Source organism: Acetobacter sp. (assembly GCF_022483985.1).
In the GTDB taxonomy this organism is placed as follows: Bacteria; Pseudomonadota; Alphaproteobacteria; order Acetobacterales; family Acetobacteraceae; genus Acetobacter.
Window position 1 is genome coordinate 1,719,825 of record NZ_JAKVME010000001.1, and the last position, 22,963, is coordinate 1,742,787.

20 protein-coding genes are annotated in these 22,963 nt (G+C 60.3%); 12 read left to right on the top strand and 8 right to left on the bottom strand.

All coding sequences use genetic code 11. The annotated features are described in order from the left end of the window. Positions 1-165: 165 nt before the first annotated feature. The 12 genes from LKE90_RS07570 (at position 166) to LKE90_RS07625 (ending at position 12,785) form a co-directional block, all read left to right on the top strand. Positions 166-906 carry a tetratricopeptide repeat protein gene (locus LKE90_RS07570; RefSeq protein WP_291492144.1) on the top strand — a complete coding sequence of 247 codons (741 nt, stop codon included), beginning with the start codon at positions 166-168 and terminating at the stop codon, positions 904-906. 141 nt (positions 907-1,047) lie between these two features. Then, on the top strand, positions 1,048-2,370 hold the full coding sequence (locus LKE90_RS07575) for an ammonium transporter (protein ID WP_291492142.1): 1,323 nt from the start codon (positions 1,048-1,050) through the stop codon (positions 2,368-2,370). Positions 2,371-2,755: 385 nt separating this feature from the next. Then, positions 2,756-4,351: a gamma-glutamyltransferase family protein gene (locus LKE90_RS07580; protein WP_291492140.1), complete on the top strand. Its 1,596-nt coding sequence runs from the start codon at positions 2,756-2,758 to the stop codon at positions 4,349-4,351. Next, positions 4,345-5,670 carry an allantoate amidohydrolase gene (locus LKE90_RS07585; protein WP_291492138.1) on the top strand — a complete coding sequence of 442 codons (1,326 nt, stop codon included), beginning with the start codon at positions 4,345-4,347 and terminating at the stop codon, positions 5,668-5,670. Before LKE90_RS07580 ends, LKE90_RS07585 begins: the two co-directional genes overlap by 7 nt. Then, positions 5,667-6,929, top strand: coding sequence for a pyridoxal-phosphate-dependent aminotransferase family protein (locus tag LKE90_RS07590; RefSeq protein ID WP_291492136.1), 1,263 nt, complete (start codon positions 5,667-5,669; stop codon positions 6,927-6,929). Before LKE90_RS07585 ends, LKE90_RS07590 begins: the two co-directional genes overlap by 4 nt. Next, positions 6,926-7,840 carry an allantoinase PuuE gene (gene puuE / locus LKE90_RS07595; protein ID WP_291492134.1) on the top strand — a complete coding sequence of 305 codons (915 nt, stop codon included), beginning with the start codon at positions 6,926-6,928 and terminating at the stop codon, positions 7,838-7,840. Before LKE90_RS07590 ends, puuE begins: the two co-directional genes overlap by 4 nt. After that, positions 7,837-8,364, top strand: coding sequence for a 2-oxo-4-hydroxy-4-carboxy-5-ureidoimidazoline decarboxylase (gene uraD / locus LKE90_RS07600; RefSeq protein WP_291492132.1), 528 nt, complete (start codon positions 7,837-7,839; stop codon positions 8,362-8,364). The genes puuE and uraD overlap by 4 nt, the downstream gene beginning before the upstream one ends. Beyond that, on the top strand, positions 8,361-8,714 hold the full coding sequence (gene uraH / locus LKE90_RS07605; RefSeq protein ID WP_291492130.1) for a hydroxyisourate hydrolase: 354 nt from the start codon (positions 8,361-8,363) through the stop codon (positions 8,712-8,714). The genes uraD and uraH overlap by 4 nt, the downstream gene beginning before the upstream one ends. 210 nt (positions 8,715-8,924) lie before the next feature. Then, positions 8,925-9,707, top strand: a complete 783-nt coding sequence (locus LKE90_RS07610) for a hypothetical protein (protein WP_291492128.1) — start codon at positions 8,925-8,927, stop codon at positions 9,705-9,707. Between the two features lie 94 nt (positions 9,708-9,801). Continuing rightward, positions 9,802-10,518: a nucleoside triphosphate hydrolase gene (locus LKE90_RS07615; protein WP_291492126.1), complete on the top strand. Its 717-nt coding sequence runs from the start codon at positions 9,802-9,804 to the stop codon at positions 10,516-10,518. Further along, entirely contained in the window at positions 10,512-11,270 is a 759-nt protein-coding gene (locus LKE90_RS07620; protein WP_291492124.1) for a hypothetical protein, read from the top strand. The genes LKE90_RS07615 and LKE90_RS07620 overlap by 7 nt, the downstream gene beginning before the upstream one ends. A gap of 141 nt (positions 11,271-11,411) precedes the next feature. After that, positions 11,412-12,785: a lipopolysaccharide biosynthesis protein gene (locus tag LKE90_RS07625; RefSeq protein ID WP_291492121.1), complete on the top strand. Its 1,374-nt coding sequence runs from the start codon at positions 11,412-11,414 to the stop codon at positions 12,783-12,785. Positions 12,786-12,912: 127 nt separating this feature from the next. On the opposite strand, the gene LKE90_RS07630 is transcribed toward LKE90_RS07625, so the two are convergent. The 8 genes from LKE90_RS07630 to LKE90_RS07665 all read right to left on the bottom strand — a co-directional run bounded on the left by LKE90_RS07630 (position 12,913) and on the right by LKE90_RS07665 (position 22,912). Beyond that, positions 12,913-13,260, bottom strand: a complete 348-nt coding sequence (locus LKE90_RS07630; protein ID WP_291492119.1) for a hypothetical protein — start codon at positions 13,258-13,260, stop codon at positions 12,913-12,915. Between the two features lie 161 nt (positions 13,261-13,421). Further along, positions 13,422-14,423, bottom strand: coding sequence for a ribonucleotide-diphosphate reductase subunit beta (locus LKE90_RS07635; protein WP_291492118.1), 1,002 nt, complete (start codon positions 14,421-14,423; stop codon positions 13,422-13,424). Between the two features lie 202 nt (positions 14,424-14,625). Continuing rightward, positions 14,626-16,524 carry a ribonucleoside-diphosphate reductase subunit alpha gene (locus tag LKE90_RS07640; RefSeq protein WP_291492378.1) on the bottom strand — a complete coding sequence of 633 codons (1,899 nt, stop codon included), beginning with the start codon at positions 16,522-16,524 and terminating at the stop codon, positions 14,626-14,628. A gap of 326 nt (positions 16,525-16,850) precedes the next feature. Next, on the bottom strand, positions 16,851-17,852 hold the full coding sequence (locus LKE90_RS07645) for a Gfo/Idh/MocA family protein (protein ID WP_291492116.1): 1,002 nt from the start codon (positions 17,850-17,852) through the stop codon (positions 16,851-16,853). Between the two features lie 348 nt (positions 17,853-18,200). Beyond that, positions 18,201-19,139 (bottom strand): ABC transporter permease, encoded by a 939-nt coding sequence (locus LKE90_RS07650; protein WP_291492115.1) that lies wholly within the window; start codon positions 19,137-19,139, stop codon positions 18,201-18,203. After that, positions 19,136-20,203, bottom strand: a complete 1,068-nt coding sequence (locus LKE90_RS07655) for an ABC transporter permease (RefSeq protein WP_291492114.1) — start codon at positions 20,201-20,203, stop codon at positions 19,136-19,138. Before LKE90_RS07655 ends, LKE90_RS07650 begins: the two co-directional genes overlap by 4 nt. Continuing rightward, positions 20,200-21,777: an ABC transporter ATP-binding protein gene (locus LKE90_RS07660; protein ID WP_291492113.1), complete on the bottom strand. Its 1,578-nt coding sequence runs from the start codon at positions 21,775-21,777 to the stop codon at positions 20,200-20,202. Before LKE90_RS07660 ends, LKE90_RS07655 begins: the two co-directional genes overlap by 4 nt. Continuing rightward, positions 21,770-22,912 carry a BMP family ABC transporter substrate-binding protein gene (locus tag LKE90_RS07665; protein WP_291492112.1) on the bottom strand — a complete coding sequence of 381 codons (1,143 nt, stop codon included), beginning with the start codon at positions 22,910-22,912 and terminating at the stop codon, positions 21,770-21,772. The genes LKE90_RS07660 and LKE90_RS07665 overlap by 8 nt, the downstream gene beginning before the upstream one ends. Between the last annotated feature and the right edge of the window lie 51 nt (positions 22,913-22,963).

Here is a 22,963-nt window from a genome sequence, read left to right on the forward strand (position 1 = left end):
TTCAATTATAAAGTCTGCTTTTCTATATTTTCAAGAGCAGACATTCCGCTTTCCCCTCCAAAAAAAGAACACAACCCCTTCATAAAGCAACAAGCGAAGCCCCGGATTCTTGCTCTCATCCCGCACACGATGCTACTGAGAAGCCTTCGCAACAAGAGTCCCGCCATGATCTCCCGCCTTCTCCCCGGAAAGCGTTCTGCCGAGCGCACGCCTCTTCCGGCTCATATCGAACAGATTCGGCTGGAGGCCCTGAAGGGCGACCCGCTCGCCCAGACGCAATGGGGACAGGCTCTTCTCAGCAGCACATTCATGCAGAGCGATCCGGTGGCTGCCGTCGGATGGTTTACAATCGCCGCCAACGCCGGCTTCGGCCCCGCCAGCAACATGCTCGGGCGGTGCCATCACTTCGGTCACGGCGTGGAGAAAGATCTGGCGCAGGCGGCTGTCCATTATGAAAAAGCCGCTGCTCTCGGCGATGAATGGGGGCGTTACAATCTCGGCATCCTCGTTCTGAGAGGGCTTGGCGTGACCGCTGACCGCCCACGCGCCTTTGCCCTGTTCCGGGAAGCCGCCTTCAAGGGTCACGCCAAATCCATGAACCTCTATGCGCGTTTTCTTGAGGAAGGCTGGGAAGTGCCTCAGGACAGGCAGGAGGCGTTGACGTGGTACAAACGTTCGGCGGAACAGGGCGACTATCGCGGACAGCACAATTACGCGACGGCGCTGGCTGAAGCGGGACTTGTCGAGGAAGCCCTTTCATGGTGGCGACGGGCCGTTCAGGACAAGGACATCACGCCGGATATTCTTCAGGCCATGCAACGTTCCCTGACGGCGCTGGAAAACAACGGTGACAGCGCTCTGCTTGCTGAAGTGGACCGCAAGCTTGATGTGTTTCTCAAGAAATGAGAGCGGCTTTACTGTAGCCTGCCCTTTGGAACCCAACCGCTCCCAGAACGCTTGAGCCTGACGGCTGCCCGTTGCGTATGGAGCTTTTGCGTCACAGAAAGCTCGCTACCGGACGGTCCGGCGTTTCATAAAGGTTCACCCATGTTTCCTGAACAGGTTTCGACGGCCAATATCCTGTCCGCTTTCATCTATGTCGTCAGCGCCGTCAGTGTGATTCTGGTCCTGATCGGCCTTGGTCTGGTCGATGCCGGACTGGTCCGGAAAGACAACGTCCTGCATTGCTGGGTACAGAAAATAACCACCTGCATGATCGGCGGTCTCGCGACGTTTTTTGTGGGTGACGCCATCTGGCAGTGGCAGTTCTATACTGCCTTCGGCACGCCGCATCCATTCTGGCAGGCCTTTCTTGACTGGTGGCCCGGAAGCGCCGCCATGAGCACGCCTGCTCTGGCGCAGGACCCGAAACTGGTACCGGGTGCGGATACGCAACAGGTCTTCTCGGTCTTCTTCGTGACCTTCGCCATGGCGACCGTCGCTCTCATTCACAGCGGCACGGTGGAGCGCATTCGCAGCGCGCCGCTCTATGTCATGTCGCTTGCAACGGGCCTCATCTTCTGCCCGCTTGCGGCGTATCTCACATGGGGTCCGCTTTCGCCTCTCACCAATAACGGTCTGCATGATTTCGAAGGAGCCGTCGCGCTTTACGTCTTTACCGGCACATGGACTCTGGTGACGGCATGGCGGATGGGGCCGCGGGCCGGTGTATTCACTCCCGATCCTGACGGGATTCAGCCGAAACCGAGCAATTACGGCAATATCGCTGCTGGGGCGCTGTTCGTCTTCATGGCGATCCCCCTCATCGCCCTTGGTTCGACATGGATTGCACCGGGGAAAAGCGTCTACGGCATCACCATGGTCCCGACCGGACTGGGTATCGTGCTGAAAAACGTGTTTCTCGCCCTGCTGGGCGGCGGTGTCAGCGGGGCCACTCTGGCAGCGCTTCTCAGAGAACCGGTCTGGGTGTTTTTCGGTCCCATCGCCGGAGCTGTCATGACTGGCACTCTATTTGACGTCGCCGGTTCGATGGAGAGCCTTGCTTTTGGAGTGATCGGGCCGATCCTCGCCGTGATCGTTTCCCGCGTGCTCGTGCATCTCCGTATTGATGAGCCGAAAGTCGCGCCACTTGCGTTTGGCCCCGGCATCGTCGGTTCGCTGGCTGGTGGTTTCCTGCACTGGGGCACAGGAACAGGCGGTTTTACCGATCTGCCTCCGCCCTACGCCCTTGATCACGCGCATATCACGCCACTGTTTCAACTGGTGGGGATCATCACCGTGATCCTCCTTTCCGCCATACCCGCCTACATCATCTGTCGTGTTTTTGAAGCGACATCCGGACTTCGCATTTCCCGTGAGTGCGAAAGAAACGGCATGGATATGACGTACTGGGGCCATGACAAAGGCTGAGGCTCGCCTCATCGCTCCGGTGATCCACACAAAGAGCATCACACCGGCTCGTTGCCGTGTTGAAACAATGAAATACTGGCACGTCAACCGACACTATCAGGACGTGTAATCCTCAGAGCAACATCCGATCATACGAAATCGTCTGGTTTGATAAAATTTATCTATAAACAATGAGTTAGAGCGATATTCGTGATACAGTCTGAACGGATACCGCTCTAAGGGAAACACCATAACTGGATAGGTTTTTCCTTCATTCCGCCCTGTAGACTGCCGCATGAGCAACACCCCTCGCCTCATCGCGAGGACAATTGGCAAAAAGAGGTTTTTCCAGTTACATCTGTTTCAGAAAAACCGACCCACAAACAACAGTAAAGGTGGCTGCAGGATGCTGCATACGGCCCGTTCATTGCGCGGCATGGTTACCGCCCCGCATCATCTGGCGTCTCAGGCGGGTCTTGCCGTTCTTCGGGACGGTGGCTCAGCCCTTGAAGCGGTCGTGGCGACCGCCGCAGCCCTTGCTGTTGTCTACCCGCACATGACTTCCATCGGCGGCGACGCCTTCTGGCTCATCACGTGGCCGGACGGGCGCACCGAGACCATTGACGCCTGCGGAGCCGCAGCAGCCGCCGCCGATCTCGCGTTGTACCGCAAAGCCGGACACAAGACCGTTCCGTGGCGTGGGCCGCTGGCCGCCAACACGGTCGCCGGCACTCTTTCCGGATGGGCGAAGGCGCTGGAACTGGCGGAAAAAGCCAACGGGTCCACACTTCCGCTGCAACAGATTCTTGCCGAAGCGATTCACCATGCCGAAGCCGGTGTCCCCGTCACAGCGGGCGGCGGCGCCCTCGCCCGCGAGAAATCAGCCGAACTCACACCAGCGCCCGGCTATGCCGCCGTCTTCGAACCCGAAGGACGTCCGCTGGCGGAGGGTGATATCCTTCGCAATCCAGCCCTCGGAGCGACCCTCCGAGACCTTGCGGCGTCCGGCCTTCAGGATTTCTACACCGGCTCCATCGCCCGCCGCATCGCCGCCGACCTTGCCAGCGCGGGCAGTCCCGTCAGCGCCGAGGATCTTGCGACACACCGGGCGCTGGTCCGGCCAGCGCTCTCCGTGCCAATCAGGGGAGCCACACTCTACAATATGGCCCCGCCGACGCAGGGTGTTGCGTCCCTGCTGATCCTCGCGCTCTTCGACAGGCTGAAGGCGGACGAAGGCGAGAGTTTCGCGCATATTCACGGACTGATCGAAGCGACCAAGCAGGCCTTCCGTTACCGCGATACCCATGTGGGTGATCCGGCCTACATGACCGTCGAAGCGCAGCATCTGCTGGATGATCCCTCGGCGCTGGACGCCATGGCCGCCGCCATCGACCCACACCGCGCTGCGCCATGGCCGCACCCGTCACAGGCCGGAGACACGGTATGGATGGGCGCGATTGACGCGGACGGTGTCGGGGTCAGCATGATCCAGAGCACCTATTTCGAGTTCGGTTCGGGCGTCGTGCTGCCGCAGACCGGCATCGTCTGGCAGAATCGCGGGGCCAGTTTCCGTCTTGAAGAGGACGGCTGGAACGCGCTCAAACCCGGACGCAAGCCGTTCCATACCCTGAACCCGGCCGCCGCCCGCTTCGACGATGGACGTATGATGGTCTACGGCACGATGGGCGGTGAAGGACAGCCGCAGACGCAGGCCGCCGTGTTCTCGCGCTATGCCCGCTACGGCATGGGTCTTCAGGCCGCCGTCACCGCGCCGCGCTGGCTGCTGGGGCGCACATGGGGGCAGGAAAGCGTGACCCTGAAATATGAAGACCGGTTCGATCCGGCCCTGATCGCGCAGCTTGGCGCGGCGGGACACGCCATCGAGCAGGTCGCGCCTTTCACGTCCATGATGGGCCATGCCGGAGCGCTGGTCCGTCATCCGGATGGCGTGATTGAAGGCGCGACCGATCCGCGCAGCGATGGAGCGGTCGCCGCATGGTAGACACGCACCTCGCGGCGGAAGAACGCGCCGTCGCGCACGCGGGAGAACGCGCTGTCGCACGCTGCGATGTGCTCGGCGAAACGCCTTTCAGTGACGAGCCGGGGCTGCTCTTCCGTCCCTGGCTCGGTCCGGGTTTCATCGCCACGGTGGAAGCCATCTCGAACTGGATGCGTCAGGCGGGCATGACGGTGCGGCAGGACGCCGCCGCCAATCTGATCGGCCGTTATGAGGGCAGCACGCCGGACGCGCCTGCGTTGCTGTTCGGCTCGCACCTGGACTCGGTGCGGGATGGCGGACGCTATGATGGGATGCTCGGCGTGATCACCGCACTGGAAGTCGTCTCTGGCTTTCACGAGCGCGGCGAGCGTTTCCCCTTCGCCATCGAAATTGTCGGGTTCGGCGATGAGGAGGGATCACGCTTTCCCATCACCATGCTGACCACCCGCTCCATCGCCGGAGTTCTGGAAGAGGACGATCCTGTCGCCGCCTTTGCCGAACTACGTGACGTTGACGGCATTACGGTCGAACAGGCTCTGGCGCGTGTGGGACTGACGCCTCGCGGCATGGCGGCCGCGAAACGCCGCAATGAGAGCGTGCTGGCCTATGTCGAGGCGCATATCGAGCAGGGTCCGGTTCTGGAAGCCGAAGGGCGGGCGCTCGGCGTGGTCAGCGGCATCGCGGCGCAGCGGCGTTTCGAGATTCGGCTGCATGGAATGGCGGGACACGCAGGCACCATGGCCATGTCTCTGCGTCGGGATGCGCTGACGACGGCGGCGGAGATGGTTCTGGCGATTGAACGCATCGGTGTCGCTGGTGGGGATCGTGACGGACTTGTGGCCACCGTCGGCTCACTGCGCACATGGCCGGGCGTGGCGAATGTCGTGCCGGGCGATGTCATTTTCACTATCGACGTCCGTGCCGGAACCATCGCGACACGCGACCGGGCCGTGGACACATTTCTGTCGGCCCTGAAAGACATTGCCGGACGGCGCGACATCGGGATCGAGATCATTCCCCGTGAAAATCTCGATCCCTCCCCCTGCGATCCCCACCTCATGGCGCTGATGACGACCGCCGTACAGGACGTGACCGACGAACCGGCCCGGGTGCTGGTCAGCGGCGCGGGGCATGACGCCATGATCATGTCACGGCTGGCGCCGATGGCGATGCTGTTCATCCGCTGTGAGAAAGGCATCAGCCACAACCCGGCGGAAGCTGTCCTCCCCGCCGATGTGGGCAAAGCCGTGACCGCACTGACCCGATTTGTCCACCTCTTCGCCGACGATTACAGCCAGATCCAAGGGAGACATTCCGCATGACCGCGCCCGTTTTCGACCAGATCAATCCGCCGCAGCGTCTGCTGATGGGGCCGGGACCGGTCAATGTGCATCCGCGTGTGCTGCGGGCGATGAGCGCCGACATGCTCGGGCAGTTCGACCCCGAGATGACGACCTACATGAACGAAACGATGGCGCTCTATCGCGACGTGTTCATGACGCGGAACCGCTGGACATTCCTGATCGATGGCACGGCGCGGGCGGGTATCGAGGCGGCGCTGGTCTCGCTGCTGGAACCCGGCATGACGGTGCTGATCGTGCGCGCCGGGCGGTTCGGCCTGCTGCTGTCCGAAATCGCGGAGCGGATCGGTGCCGACATCCGCACGCTTGATCTGGAATGGGGCGAGGTCGCTTCCCTTGAGGCCATCGAGGCCGCCTTCAAGGAACATAAGCCGCGTGTCTTCGCCTGCATCCACGGTGACACCTCCACGACGACAGCGCAGCCGCTTGAGGGGCTGGGCGAACTCTGCCGCAAATATGACGTGCTGTCCTACGTCGACGCCACCGCCACCCTCGGCGGCATGCCCGTCGATGTGGATGGATGCGGTCTGGATATCGTCACCGCCGGACTTCAGAAGTGCATGGGCGGGCCGCCGGGCTCCTCACCCATCACGATTTCCGACCGCGCCGCCGAGCATATCTTCAAGCGCCGCCACGTGGAAAAAGGTATTCGCGGCGCGGATGCCGATGATGGCTATGGTGCCCGCATCAGTTCCAACTACTTCGATCTGGCTATGGTCATGGATTACTGGTCAGAGAAACGCCTGAACCACCATACCGAGGCGACCACCATGCTCTACGGCGCGCGTGAATGTGGACGGGTGATGCTGGAAGAAGGTCTGAAGAACCGTTTCGACCGTCATCGGGCCTCTGGAGCCGCCATGACGGCGGGACTACGGGCGCTGGGCCTGACAGTCTTCGGCCACGACGAATACCGCATGACGAACGTGACCGGCGTGTGGATTCCCGATGGTGTGAATGGCGAGGCCGTGCGTCGCCGGATGCGCGAGGATTTCGAGATCGAGATTGGCACGGCGTTCGGGCCGCTGGCCGGAAAGATCTGGCGGATCGGCGCGATGGGCTACAACGCCATGAAGCACAAGGTGCTGCTGACGCTTGGTGCGCTGGAGACCGTTCTGGCGGCGGAAGGATACGCGGTCCCGCGCGGCGCTGGTGTGGATGCCGCGCTGATCGCGTGGAATCAGGCACTGCCGGATGCCCTGAAAGCGCGTGACGCATGAGCCTCTATCCTCGTGACATGGCGGGTTACGGCGCGATCCCTCCGGACCCGGAATGGCCCGACAAGGCCCGCGTCGCCGTGCAGTTCGTCATCAATTACGAGGAAGGCGCGGAAAACTCCGTCCTGCATGGAGACGCCGGATCGGAAGCGTTTCTGTCCGAGATGGTCGGCGCACGGTCCATTCCCGGCGCGCGGGCAATGGCGATGGAAAGCCTTTATGAATATGGCTCCCGCGCCGGTTTCTGGCGTCTGCATCGTCTGTTCACGGAGCGCGAGATGCCAGTCACGGTCTTCGGCGTCGCCGAAGCGATGGCCCGCAATCCGGAAGCGGTCTTCGCCATGATGAAGGCGGACTGGGAAATCGCCTCGCATGGCCTGCGCTGGATCGATTATCAGGACGTGCCTGAGGAAATCGAGCGCCAGCATATCCAGCGCGCGGTCGCGCTCCAGAAGGCGCTGACCGGCGAACGTCCGCTGGGCTGGTATCAGGGACGCACCAGCCCGAACACGGCGCGGCTCGTCGCCGAGGAAGGTGGCTTTGTCTACGACGCCGATTCCTATGCCGACGACCTGCCCTATTATGACCGCACATGGGAATCCGTAACGGGCCATCCGCAGTTGATCGTGCCTTACACGCTCGACGTGAATGACATGAAGTTCGTGGCCTATAACGGCTTTTCAGAAGGCGAGGCGTTCTTCCGCTATCTGCGCGACACGTTCGACCAACTGTGGGAAGAAGGAGATACCCATCCCCGGATGATGTCCGTCGGGCTGCATTGCCGTATCGCCGGACGACCGGGACGAGCGCGGGCCGTGGCGCGGTTCCTTGACCATGTGAGGCGGCATGACAGGGTCTGGGTCGCCAGACGCATCGATATCGCCCGGCACTGGCTTGAGGTCTTTCCGGAATGAACAATGTCTTCACCCGCGTCAGCGCACTGAATCAAGATGATTTCACGACGCTGTTCGGCGCGCTCTACGAACATTCGCCGTGGATCGCACAGGAAGCGTGGCTGGCGCGGCCTTTTCAGAACGAGGACGCACTGCTCGCGGCTTTCCGTAAGGTGGTGGCGATAGCGCCGTCCGCCGCTCAGATGGCGCTGATCCGCGAGCATCCCGAGCTGGCGCGCAAGGTCGGGGTTGATGACACGCTGACCACGGCTTCGCAGAACGAGCAGGCTTCCGCCGGTCTTGATCGACTGACACCAGCCGAGCACGCCCGCTTCACGGCGAGCAATGAGGCCTATCGGGCAAAGTTCGACATGCCGTTCATCATCTGTGTCCGGCTCAGTGAGAAAGACCATATTCTCAATGAGATGGAACGCCGTACACGCAACACCGCCGATGAGGAACGCCGGACCGCGCTGGCGGAAATCGACAGGATCGCCGCCATACGCTGCCGTGACGTTCTGAAGGCGCTGGAGACGCACGCATGAGCAGTCTTTCAACCCATGTTCTGAATCAGGTCAGCGGACGGCCCGCAGTCGGCATGTCGGTCACGCTCTGGCGGGGGGACACCGTGCTGTTCGCGGGCGTCACCAACGAGGACGGACGTTGCCCCGAACTGAAATCGCTTGGGGAACTGGAGCCCGGAGCCTACCGGCTGGAGTTTGCGGTCGCTCCCTATTTCCGCCGGGAAGGTATCGCCCTGAGCGACCCGCCGTTCCTCGATACCGTGCCGATCGCCTTCGGGATCGCCGCCCCTGCGGATGGCGGAACGGGCAGCCATTACCACGTGCCGCTTCTGGTCGCCCCATTTGCCTATTCAACCTACAGAGGCAGTTGAGTCTTTCCCCGAGGCGCTCAGGATTCGGTCTGCGACAGCGACACGGAATGCACCGTCGGACAGGTCGGGCCGTTTTCATGACGGACTTCCGGCTGCATGACAGCCTCCATCATGGTCTTGGCGTTTCCGACCAAATTACGCGATGATGCAAAGTCCGACGTCCTGACGTAAAGGGACGCCAGAAATGTCTTCCGGAGCGTTTGTCTGACAATGTCTCTTGCCATTCCCGACTGGATGCCACTCTGGGCGCAGGTTCTGCTGCTCGGTCTTGGAATCGTTGTCATCATAGCGTTTCTGCTCATGCCTTTCGCCGTTTACGGTGTGAAAGGGCGGCTGTCTGAAATCGCATTGCAGCTTGAGGATGCGAGAGCCGATCTCCGCGTCCTGACCATGCGTGTCGGCGCGCTCACTCCGGAACAGACGGCAACCCGCAGGAAACCCGAGCCATCGGCGCCACAGGAAGAGTGGCTTCCTCCCGTTGCAGTGGCACCATCGGCTCCAGAATTTCAGCCGACATCCGCGCCACGCGCCCGCGCGACCGGAATGGCCCCCTCACCGCTTCTGCCGCCTGAGATCGTGCAGCCTGTTCCGGAGACCGCACCGCGCGCTCCAGTCACACCTGCGAATGAGCTTTCCGACGACGTGCCTCCGGCGCCGACGGAAATTTCCTTTTCCATGCAGCGGGAACGGACACCCCCTTCTTTCGGCCAGACGGCTCCCGTGCGTGCCTCCGACGCCTACGAACCCGGTCCGCCACGTCCGCCGGAACTCCGTGCGACCCGTGTGGAACGGGAGATTCCCGGCGCTCCACCAGCGGAACGGTCGGCAGGACGGATGCCCTGGCACAATGCCGCCCAACCCGAAGAGCCCATCTTTTCACGACAGTCTCCGCCGCCACGGACTGGCGACAGACCTCCGGCTGACGGTCGCACGGAGCCTGTTTTACGCTGGCCATCACGCCCGTCGGAACAGCCGCCTCATAGCGACAGATGACCCCGGATGTTTTTCTGTTACATCCTCATGTGTATAATTGATGACAGACCGCGCCGCTCATCCTGAGCCGCATCAGAGGACATACTGCTGCCTTATGGCTATCTCAGGCCCCATCATCGCTGTCGTCGGTTCGGACGGCAGCGGGAAATCGACCGTCGGCACGGAATTGCTGGCATGGATGCGCGAGACGCAGCCGACCGCTCTCTGCCACCTTGGAAAACAGAGCGGAGAGCTGGGCCGGGCGATTGCCCGCCTGCCGTTCGTGGGCAGGAAAGCGGACAGGAGAATCGTCAGGGTCACCAGCAGCGCCCGCCAGAATCGCAGGATCGGCTTTGTCCCGGCGGTGGTCATGTTCGCGCTTTCCATGCGCCGCGTCATCCGTTTCCGCCGTATGCTCAGGCTGCACCGACAGGGCGTCTGCATCCTGACGGATCGCTACCCGCAGGTCGCCGTGCCGGGACCGATGGACGGACCAAGCCTGACCTTTTCTGCGCGCAACAGTGCCGTCGTGCAGTTCCTGACGATGCAGGAACGCGGCCTCTACGACTGGATGGCCAGTATCGTGCCTGATCTGGTGATCCGCCTGAACGTCGATATTGAGACCGCCATCGCCCGCAAACCCGACCACCGCCAGACATCGCTTGAACGCAAGATCGCCGATGTTCCCCGACTGAGTTTCAACGGTGCGCCCATTCTGGATCTGGATGCAACAGAACCTCTGGCTGTAGTGCTGGAAAAAGCCAAAAACGGCATCAGGGAAGCTCTCATTCGTCATCAGGCGCATGTCAGCGATGGACAGACAACATGTTGAGTCAGACCGACAGGGTCTCGCAGCACTACGCCGTCTCACCATCAGCCGACACCTCCCGGCAGCAGTTGCTCGCCCCACTCGTGGCGCTGATCGGCTGTGATGGTGCGGGTAAAACCGCCATTTCCAATGAACTCGCGGCACAGCTCAACCAGACCCGTCCGACGCAGACCTTCTATCTTGGTCTGGGTTCCGGTGATCTCGGGCGCAGGATCGGGGCCATTCCGCTGATCGGGCCGGCTCTGGAAAAACTGCTGACTGGCAAGGCCACAAAAGCCCGTTCCAAAGGCGAGAAGATTCCCGGTCTGGTGACCGCTCTTGTCGTGTACGGGTTCTCGCTGCTCCGCTACCGTCGTTTTCTGAAGATGCAGAACGCCCGCCGACACGGCATCGCCGTCATCACGGATCGTTATCCCCAGACCGAGATTCCTGCGTTCTATGACGGTCCCGGCCTGTCCGCTGCCCGTCCCGGCAACCGCCTTGTCGCGGCGCTCGCCCGCAGCGAGTTCCGGCTCTATGAGAAAATGGCCGCCGTCAGACCGAATCTGGTGATCAAGCTGGACGTCGATCCGCAGACCGCTCTCAGCCGGAAACCGGACCATGATCTGGCGACGCTTACCGCAAAAGTGGCCGCCACCCAGAAGCTGACCTTTGGTGGCGCACCGACCGTGACGATTGACGCCCGCCCCTCCTACGGTCAGGTCAGGGAAGAGGTGACGCGGCTGTGCCGTCCCCTTGTTCTCGGAACTTCCTGATCGGCCAGGTAGCGCGCAGAGCTTTTCCAGCCAGCGTTTCCTGTTGCATCCGCGCCCCTCACCCGCCATGAAGCACGGCGATACCGGGCTTACAGCGCACCCGGTTCAGGATGAAGCAGGACATCGTTCGGATCATTGGCTGTGAAAAACTGGTTTAATGACGGAATACTCAGATCCGTCGTCAAGAAAGCAGGGCAACTTGCTTCCACCAAACTGCTTGGCGGTATCGTCGGACTTCTGGGACTGGTCTGCACGGGACGTGGGCTGAGCGCCGATCTGTTCGGCACCGTCATGCTCATTCACGCCTATGCGCTGGGAGCCTCAGCCCTAACGAAATCCCAGAGCTGGCAGATGATCATCCGTTATGGCGCGCCGGCCCTGACCCGTGGCGACACCTTGCCCGCACGCCTCGCCATCCGGTTCGCCTGCGCGATTGACGCCGTCGCAGGAGTGATCGGCATGATCGGCGCCATGCTGGCCCTATTCTTTTTCGGCACGAAATTCGGTGTGCGGCAGGAACATATCCCGCTCGCCATCGCCTACTGTACGCTGATCCCAACCATGTCCTGTGCGACACCGGCGGGAGCGTTACGCCTGCTGGACCGCTTCGACCTTCTGAGCATCCAGCAGATCGCCACGCCGCTGATGCGTTCTCTGGGGGCCGCAACCGCGTGGATTCTCGGTCTGGGTATGCCCGCCTATCTGCTGTCGTGGTATATCGCGGATATTGCCGGTGATCTCGTCCTGTGGGGCATGGCTTTCGTCGTGCTTGACCGCCACAGAATGCTCGATGCCCTGCGTCCGAGTCTTTTCGCCGCTCCACGCAGGCTGCCGAAAGTCTGGAGCTTCATCTGGACGACCAATCTCAACACCACTCTGGCCGTGGGCAAGGAACCCATCAGCAACGTCATCGTCGGAGGCATGCTGGGACCGGCGGCCGTAGGTGTCTACAAGATCGCTACCTCGGTGATCAATTCCGCGACCAAACCTGCGACGCTGATGGAAAAAGGGTTTTATCCGGAGATCATGCGGCTTGACCCGCACAGCACGCGCCCGTGGAAACTGGCGCTGAAAACCGGATTTCTGGCCGGGTGCATCGGGCTCGCCGTAGCTCTGGCGATCATGCTGCTCGGCCACCCGGTCGTTTCGCTCTTCGGCAAAAAATACCGGGAGTCAGCCAGCCTTCTCATCATGATGGCCCCCGCGCTGATCATCACGCTGAGCGCCTTCCCGATGGAATCCCTGCTTTATATGGCGGGCCGCCCAAAAGCGCTGTTTTACTCGCATATCGTCGGCACGGGCGCCTATATTGCGGCATTGGTCTATATGACCCGGCATTTCGGATTATACGGCGCAGGCGCAGCCTTTATCGTGGGACCGCTGCTGCTGTCGCTCTGCTCACTGATCCCGACCGTCTATTGCTTTTTCAATCGCCGCTCGATCATCCCGCCGACCCCTATCCAGATCACTGCCGACGAAGTCGGGATGGAAGAAGCAGCGCTCGCAGAAGGCTGAGGGACCATTCCCCGGCGTTTCACCAGTTTTTCTTGAATACCACGGAGCTTCTGGTAATTTTTTTCAAGAACTGTAGAGACTCTGCTCTTTTCTTCCAGAAAAGAAGAAATCAACATCTCCGCGCATGCTACGGACGAAGCAACATCTGCCTGAGATTTTCAAAGCGAGCGTGATTCAGTGGATGCGGCATTTCCAGCGCGCGACGCTCCAGTTGCCAGACCCGTTCAAACCCCAGAACCAGTTGCTCCAGCAACCTGCGCCCTGATGCTCCCTGATGCTCATTGCGTCCGACCATGACACGCTCCGCCAAGACAAGAAGTCCTCTCGCGACATCAAGTTCGCCATAATCACAGGCAAAATGGGCATCAGCCAGCAGACGGCGCGTAAGGGTACGTCCGTTGCGGCTTGTTCTTGCTCTTTCATCTGTAACTGATCCGGTCTCCGCCAGATCGTCACATCTGCGTCCGTAATCCATTATTCAATGCTGCCCGCATTGCTTGAGTGTCTGCGGGAAGACATCCGACGTAGACACCAAAGGAGTGTCCGGTAAAAGCTTTTCCGAGAACACAGTCTTTTTGAAAAGGCAGCAAGCAGACCCTTGACCGCCTTTATCCACAGGTTCTTACGGAACGGTCTTCAACCAAAAACCTCATTTTCAAACGCTTCTTCCCATGTCCCGGCCGTCGAAGCCCGGCTGTATTCCGTCGCCCGGTTTTCAAAGAAGTTCGTGTGTTCGACAGCATTAAGCATGTCATCCACCCAGGGCAGCGGATTGCGGTCAAGCCCACCATAAACGGGATCAAGACCAATCTGACCCAGACGACGATCCGCGATAAAGCGGATATATGCCTTGACCTGATCAGCATCCAGACCCTCCACGGGACCGGCCTCAAACGCCAGATCGATGAACGCGTCTTCGTGCTCGACAATGGTCTCGCAGATTTCGGTAATTTCGCTCTTGAGCCGGTCTGTCCATATCTCCGGGTTTTCATGGATGAAGGTCCGGAACAGACGCGCGACAGACAGACAGTGCAGCGTTTCGTCCCTGACCGACCAGCTCACAATCTGTCCCATGCCCTTGAGCTTGTTGAAGCGCGGGAAGTTCAGCAGAATGGCGAACGAGGCGAAAAGCTGAAGACCTTCGGTAAAAGCGCCGAAAGCTGCAAGTGTTTTTGCGATTTCATGCTTACTGTCGACCGAGAAGGTCTGCATGTAATCGTATTTGTCCTTCATCTCCTTGTATTTCAGGAACATGGAATACTCGCTTTCGGGCATTCCAATGGTGTCAAGGAGATGGCTGTAGGCAGCGATGTGGATCGTCTCGATATTGGAGAACGCCGACAGCATCATGAGCACTTCAGTCGGTTTGAAAACCTGACTGTATTTCTTCATGTAGCAGTTGTTCACTTCCACGTCGGACTGCGTGAAGAAGCGGAAAATCTGCGTGACCAGATGGCGCTCGCCATCATTGAGAACGCGATGCCAGTCCTTCACGTCGTCGGCCAGCGGCACTTCTTCCGGCAGCCAGTGGACACGCTGTTGTGTGAGCCATGCGTCATAGGCCCACGGATAGCGGAATGGCTTGTAGACTGGGTTGGCGGTCAGAAGGTCGAACTTCTCATGGTCCTGCATCGTCATCACGGCACCTGCTGTCGGAAAGAAAGGGCGCGGAAAGCGCTACGGCGTTGCCTGAACTGATAACGCCGCAGATTGCGGATTTCCAGAATATAAAAACCGAAATCACCTTGTTTTATCGAATAATTTTTACATAGACCCTACACACGGAAAGAATAGGGACAGCAAAGGTCCATACCCGTTCAGAAGAGCCTATGCGCCTGCCTTACTGGCAGGAAAGGCATTCCTCATAGTTGCTGCTCCCCGCACCGGTCTCCGCCTGAGGCTTCAGATCCATCTCATGCTTCTGTGAGACGTTGCTCACCGTGTCAGCGCGCTGGATGGAAAGGGAACGGCAGTAGTAAAGCGATTTGACGCCCTTCTTCCACGCCTGAAAGTGGATCTGGTGCAGGTCGCGCTTATGAACATTCGCAGGCAGGAACAGATTGACCGACTGCGCCTGACAGATGAACGGCGCACGATCGGCCGCATGTTCGACAACCCAGCGCTGATCAAGTTCGAAGGCGGTCTTGTAGACGTCCTTCTCATCCTGCGTGAGAAAATCGAGATGCTGCACGCTCCCCTGATTCAGGGTGATGGACGACCAGACATCATCCGTATCCTGCTCTTTCTCAACCAGCAGCTTTTTCAGATGCCGGTTGCGGACGGAAAACGATCCGGACAGCGTCTTCTGCAGGAAGACGTTCGCCGTGATGGGCTCGATCCCCGGGCTGGCGTTGCCAGCAATGATGGAGATCGACGCCGTCGGAGCGATGGCCAGTTTATTGGAAAACCGCTCTTCGAAGCCATATTCAGCCGCGTCCGGGCAGGGGCCACGGGTTTTGGCCAGTGATCTGGACGCTGCGTCCGCCTGTTCGCGAATCTGCTTGAAAATCTTGCGATTCCAGACTTTCGCGATGACGCTCTCGAACGGAACCTTCCGCGCCTGCAGAAAGGAGTGGAAACCCATCACGCCGAGACCGACCGAGCGCTCACGCATCGCCGCATAGGCGGCGCGATGCATTTCCTTCGGCGCACGGTCAATGAAATCCTGCAACACGTTATCCAGAAACAGCATCACGTCTTCGATGAACTGCGGATTATCGTGCCAGTCATCCCACGTTTCGAGATTGAGCGAGGACAGGCAGCAGACAGCGGTCCGATCCTTGCCGTGATGATCGATCCCCGTCGGCAGCGTGATTTCCGAACACAGATTGGAAGTCTTCACTTCCAGACCGGCCAGCTTCTGGTGCTCCGGGCGGGCGTTATTCACGTGGTCGGAATAGACGATGTAAGGCTCGCCCTGCTCCATGCGTGCGGTCAGGATACGAATCCAGAGCGACCGTGCCGACACCTTGCGAATGACCGTATGATCCTTCGGCGACAGGAGCGCCCACTGCTCATCAGCCTCAACGGCGCGCATGAACGCGTCGGTGACCAATATGCCGTGATGAAGGTTGAGAGCCTTACGATTCGGATCGCCACCGGTCGGCCGACGAAGCTCGATAAATTCCTCAATCTCGGGATGCCATACCGGCAGATACACCGCAGCGGAACCGCGACGCAGCGACCCCTGTGAGATCGCCAGCGTCAGACTGTCCATCACACGGATGAATGGAATGACACCAGATGTCTTGCCGTTACGACCGACATTCTCACCGATGGAACGCAGATTTCCCCAGTAGGAGCCGATGCCACCACCTTTCGACGCCAGCCAGACATTCTCGTTCCAGAGACCGACAATGCCATCAAGGCTGTCGGAGGCCTCGTTCAGGAAGCAGGAGATCGGCAGTCCCCGGTTCGTGCCGCCATTCGACAGAACCGGCGTTGCCGGCATGAACCAGTGGCGGGAAATATAGTCATAGAGACGCTGCGCGTGAGCGGCGTCCGCGCCATAATAGGAGGCGACGCGCGCGAAGAGATCCTGATATCCCTCATCCGGCAGAAGATAGCGGTTATCAAGCGTGGCGCGACCGAAGTCGGTCAGAAGGGCATCCCGGGAGCGATCGACGCGGACAGGATGATGTCCTTCGAGTTGCACGATATCATCCAGCATATCGGGCTCGAAGAGGGAACCTTCATCCTCGGAATGGCTGGCGGGGGCACCGGAGAGGGTATCAGACATGTCTGTAGTCAAGCTCACTCAGGTTGCTCCGTGCACTCAGGCAATTCAGGCAGAATCAAGGACACGGACGTTTAGTCCCGCGTTCCGGGGACACAATATGCGGTGTGGCGTTTAACTGCTAGCACAAGATATAGGGCAAAAGCACAAAAAAAGTGTTGACGTCTGAAAGGCGGCAGCCTTCTGCAAAACAGGACTCAGACGTCCGTTTCAACCCGCCCATGTTCCTTTTTTGTTCCCAAAATCCACGTCATGCAAGCCCCTCCCTGCATGACGCACCGCAACCCCGGTCAGCCCGACGATAATTGCCGGTATCGACTGCATTTCATTCAGGAAACGCAGTCACCGATCAGTCCCGAGAGTTCCATTCTCTGCCGCGATTCTGCGATTCCGTCCCCCACCGCCAGCGCCGCTTCCAGCGCACGACGTCCGGCCTCCGCGTCCACCTTTACGGGCGCGCCATCCAGACAGGAGGCCGCGAAGGCGCGGTGCTCGGCTTCCAGAGAATCGTGCTCTTTCCATGAGGCAGCCTCCCGTCGGAAACCGCCGGTCCCCGGCAGCGGCATCCCCTTCTCACGCCCGATCATCACCAGTTCACGCTTGCCAAAATCGGCCGACAGATAACCTTCGGCAGAGAACAGCCGCATCTTCCGCTCGGTTTTCAGAGAAATCCGGCTGGCCGTGATGGTCGCCACACACCCGTTCTCGAATCGCACACGGGCATTGGCGATGTCCTCGTGCTCTGAACTGACAGCCGCGCCGATGGCGTCCACCTGCGCGATCGGGCTGTCCACGATGGCGAGAATCAGGTCGAGATCGTGAATCATCAGATCGAGAATCACCGATACATCCGTGCCACGCGGCTTGAACGGCGCGATGCGGGTTGCCTCTATATAGAGAGGGCGTCTGATTCGCGCCGTGATGGCCTCATATTCCGCCGAGTAGCGAAGCAGATGTCCGACCTGAAGCACTTTACCGGCATTGTCAGCCAGTGTGACCAGTTCGTCCGCTTCCGCCAGAGTCGCCGCCATCGGCTTTTCGACCAGCACATGCTTTCCCGCCCGGAGCGCCTGCACGGCCAGAGTGAAATGCAGTTCCGCCGGAGCCGCGATGATCACGGCCTCGACCTGAGACAGCAGCTCATCAAGATCGCTGAATGCTCTCGTACCCGCTTCCTTCGCCAGCGCTTCAGCTTTTGCACGGTCCGGGTCGAACAGCCCCACCAGCGTCTCCCGAGCCGCTGCGGCTGATTTCAGGGCGTGAAACCGTCCGAAATGCCCGCATCCCACAAGCCCCACCCGTAGCGTTGAGGAAGAGTCGCCCTGAACCATGGTTTCGTCCCTGAACCTGCTAGAGCAGCATCCGATCAGACGGAATCGTCTGGTCGGATGTTGCTCGACAAACAATGAGTTAGAGCCGCATCCGTGATCCAGTCTGAACGGACGCCGCTCTAGTGGATCGCAAGCAAGCACGGGAGGACGCCGATGGGAACACCCCTGCCGTCATAGCGGCGTAGAACCATTCCTCTGACGCCCGGTCAGGACAGGTTCGGGCTGCTCCTGCTGATCACAACCGCCGAAAATTTCCGGATGTCGCCTTTTTTAATCAGATGGCGTCCCGTTAAGTTTTTTTTGGACAGAGGCTTCACCGGAAACCTCTTCACGGTCTACAGCGCCGCCTCACCGCACGCTCCGGAAATAGGGCAGTCCCAGAGCCGCGGGGGCCTCTCCACCACGGCGTTTTTTCCGTCGAAGCAAGGCAGGCAGCATGATGAAGGCCAGCGTTCCCACATAAGGAAGCATGTTCAGGACAGGTGCTGCGATGGGCCAGCCCCTCGCCTGCCCCAGAAACCCGATGGCGCTGATGAGACCGAACAGCAGTCCTCCTGCCGCCGCATTGAACGGCCTGAATCCGGCGAAAATGACCAGAGCGAGGGCGATCCAGCCACGGCCCGCCACCATGCCTTCCGACCAGCTTGGAATGACGGCAAGACTGAGATAGGCCCCCGCCGCACCCGCCAGCGCAGCTCCCAGCGTGACGTACCAGAACCGAATGGCCCTGACCGAAATCCCCACAGCATCCGCAGCGGCAGGATTCTCACCGACAGCCCGCATGTTCAGGCCGTGACGGGTGTGAAAAAGCAGCCAATGGCAAAGCGCTGGAAGCAGGAAATAGGCCGGAACGATCAGCAGATTCTGGGCAAAAAACGCGGGACCGATAATCGGCAGCGCCGACAGGACGGGAATCGATACAGGCGCGAAGGTCACGGGAACGGGCATCCCCGCCACAGAGTGACCGATCACGGCGGATAATCCGACTCCAAGGAAAGTCATCGCCAGTCCGCACAGAACCTGACTGGCCTGTACAAAAACCGTAGCGAAGGCGAACGCCATCCCGCCCAGAGCCCCGACGGCTGTGGCCGCCAGAAGGGCGAGCCAGGGATTGCCGGTTGAAACCACTGTCAGAACGGCAGTGGCCGCACCGACGGAAATCAGCCCCTCAACGCCGAGATTGGTCACCCCCACACGTTCGGCCATGACCTCCCCCACGGAAGCAATGGCGAGAACGCCACCCGACAGGGCGGCGGTTGTCAGAAGCGCCGTCAGCATCTCGATCATGATGCGCTCCTTGCCGCACGATCTGTGGTGGACGGCGTCACCGCCCGATAATGCGCGCACTCATCGGCTATGGCCACGAGCAGAAGGACCAGCCCCGTGATGGCCAGCACCACCGTTGCCGCGACCTGCTGGGTCTGAAGCACGATACCGACATCGAGGATCAGCGCCATGAGAAGAGCGGCGGGAATGACCGCGAGACAGGACCCACGCGCCAGCACGGCCACGACAATGCCGAGGTAGCCGAAATTGTCCGCCATACCACCCTGCAAACGATGGACCGTTCCGGCGACCTCGAACATCCCCGCCAGAGCGGCAAGACTGCCGGACAGAAGCATGGCTGAAATGATTCTCATCCTGACCGGCATACCCGCATACCGCGCCATACCGGCGCTGGCCCCGCTGATCCGCACCTCGTAGCCCCAGCGTGTGGAGGACATGATCAGGGCCAGCCCTCCCGTGATCAGCAGCGCCAGCGGGAAGCCCCAATGCACCACGCCCCACAGATCAGGGATGCTCACGCGTAGACGTTCCGTTGAGGCCAACGCCCCGGTCACACGATCACGCCAGGGGCCGGTCGCCAGCCAGTAGACAAGCAGGCTTGCGACGAAATTCAGAAGCAGCGTGGTGATGATCTCGTTCACGCCCGCAAAGGCGCGGGCCAGAGCAGGCAGCAGAATCCAGATCATCCCGCACAACACCGCCACAAGCGCCATCAGCGGCAGGATCAGGATGGCAGGCCCATGCACGAACAATCCGACACCAGCCGCTCCCGCAGCGCCGAGATAGAACTGCCCTTCTCCGCCGATATTCCACAGCCCCATGCGCCGGGTCACCGTCACCGCGCTGCCTGTCAGCAGGAGCGGCGTCATGAACAGTGCGAGATCCTCCAGCCCGAATCGTGACCCTATCGTGGACGTCAGAACCAGCCGCGCCAGTTCACTGACATGCCGTCCGGACATCGCCAGCAGCAGGCTGACCACGCCCACCGACACCAGAATCGCGATGGACCGGCAGACCAGTATCCTGCGGGCGGAGGCTGTCGGGAATCGCTGGAAACGGCTCATGTCACCGCCTCCGCCCGGACCGTAGCGCCACCAGTACGTCCCCCCATGAGCAGACCGATCTCCTCGCTATCGGCGGTAGCGGAGTCGACGACGGCCATCATCCGGCCTCCGCACAGGACGCCGATCCTGTCGGACAGGCTGAGCAATTCCCCCAGATCCTCCGAGACAATGACCACCGCGACGCCTTCGTCCCGCAAGTCGGCAAAATAGCGGTGCATGGAAGCGATCGCCCCAATATCGAGCCCACGGCTGGGATAGGCCGCCACCAGCAACCGCCGGGCGATCCGCATCTCCCGGCGCGCGACGAGGCGCTGCTGATTTCCTCCGGAAAGATTCCGCACGGGCATGGAAAAATCCGGGATACGCACTTCAGCGACGCGGGCAATCGTCTCTGCAAGCGCACGGGCTTCGGCCGCCTGATAAAGCATACCCCTGCCGATCGGAGCCCGACCATATTCCCGCACCGCCATATTGTCCGTGATCCCGAGTGACGGCGCCAGCGCACTGTTCAGACGATCCTGCGGAATATGCCCGACACCCGCTTTTGCAAAAGCCGCAGCACCGGCTGGCGCAGCCTTGCCCTCCAGCAGAACCGTTCCCGCCACGGGCGTTACCAGCCCTGTCAGGATTTCCGTCAACTCGCGCTGACCGTTTCCGGCGACACCCGCCACTCCGAAAATTTCACCGCCGAAAATGTCCAAGGACACATCCGAAAGCGTGGTGACATTCTGTTCGTTGCGAACAGTCACATCACGCAGACTGATCACCGGAGCAGTACTGACCGGAGCAGCTTCACCAGACCGGGAGTGCAGATCCTGCCGCTGGATGTCATGCCCCACCATGGTCGTGGCCAGCATGTTCGGGGAGCAGTCTGCCGTCGCCCACGTGCCTACATTCCGTCCCGCACGCAGGACCGTCACCCGGTCCGTGATCTCCATCACCTCATCCAGTTTGTGACTGATGATGATCACGGCATTGCCTTTTTCACGAAAGGCCCGCAGCGCCGTGAACAGTTCCCGCGTTTCCTGTGGTGTCAGAACCGCAGTCGGTTCATCGAGAATGAGGAGACGCGCTTCACGCGACAGAACGCGCAGGATTTCCACGCGCTGCTGCTCTCCGGCGGACAGTGTTTCCACGCGGGCCGCAGGATCGACCGGAAAGCCGAAGCGCTCCGACAATGCGCGTGTCCGCGCTTCCAGCACAGCACGGGAAGTGCGTTTCGGCGTCTCGCTCCAGCCGAGATGGATGTTTTCCGCCACGGTGAAGGCAGGCACCAGCTTGAAATGCTGGTGCACCATGCCAATCCCGGCACGGATGGCGTCCTGTGGCGTCACAAACTCCGCGCCATAGCCGTCAAGAATGATCTCGCCCGCGTCAGCCTGATAAATACCGGTCACGACATTCATCAGTGTCGATTTGCCCGCGCCGTTCTCACCAAGGAGACCGAGAATCTCTCCCGACCGGACATCCAGATTGACATCTTCGTTGGCGATGACGCCCGGAAAATATTTGGACACGCCAAGCAATTGCAGGACTGGCGGCGTACCGCCCGGGTTTTTCACAGGATCAGCCAAGGCCCGTCATCCCCTGCACGCCCCAGTCCCATTGATAGATGGCGCGGTCATCCATGATCCTGCCTGCTGGAATACGGATGGTTCCGCTATTATCACGGATTGGTCCCTGAAAAGGCGAGTATCCGGCAAGTATCCGGTCACGCATCGCATCCGCCTGTTTTCTGATGTTTTCCGGAACGGTCTGCCCCCATGCGTCACGATCGACACCATGCGCCAGAGTGAGAAAACTTCCGGCAGCTTTCCATGTTCCGTTCAGCCTTGCGCGAACCTGCTCGATGTAAAAGGAGGCAAAATCCAGCACCACGCCACTGACATAGGCGTTGGGGCCAAAACGCCGCATGTCGAGATTCCACATGGCCGCTTTCAGCCCCCGGCTTTCCGCCACGCGCAGATAGGCCGGTTCGTCGGTAATGCCGCACAGGAAATCACACCCGCTGTCAGCCAGCGCGCTGGCGGCCTGCGTCGCAGCCTGCGGATCGAACCATGAATTGATCGCCACAGCCTGCATGGTGCAGGCCGGATTGACCGATTGCGCGCCAAGAAGGGTCGCATTGGCGCTGGCAAAAACGGACGGAATGGGAAAAGTCCCGACATAACCAAGCTTGTTTGTTTTTGTCATCAGGCCGGCGGCGATGCCGATAATATAGCTCGGATACCAGTGCGTAATGTAATACCAGCCAAGATTACGGGTGACAGACGTGCCGTCACATTCCAGAAACGCCACTTCCGGAGCCCGGTCGGCCACATCCTTGATGAAATCGCCATAATTCGACGTCCCGAACACCATATTCGCGCCTTCCGCCACGAACTGACGAAAAATACGGGTAGCATCGGCGGAATAAGGCACACTTTCTACAAAGACTGTCCGAAGTCCGGGAAAAGCCTTGCGAACCGCCTGCACGCCTTTATCATGCGCCGTGTCCCAGCCTCCGTCCGTGATCGGTCCTGTATGCCCGAAAGCGATAAGAGCATCTTCCTCCCTTACAGGCGGCAGACCAGACGCCGGTTCCGCCGCATTCACGGCAAAAGGACTCAACGCTTCTCCTGCCGCAAGAATACCGGCCCCTTTCAGCAAACTCCGTCGTGTGGGAAAAAGCAGCGCGTTTTGCTGGAGAACGGGGAACGTGCGCGTCACTGTGGGTCTTTCCCTTTCAGGACACCCTGTGACGTCACAAAGTCCCCTCAC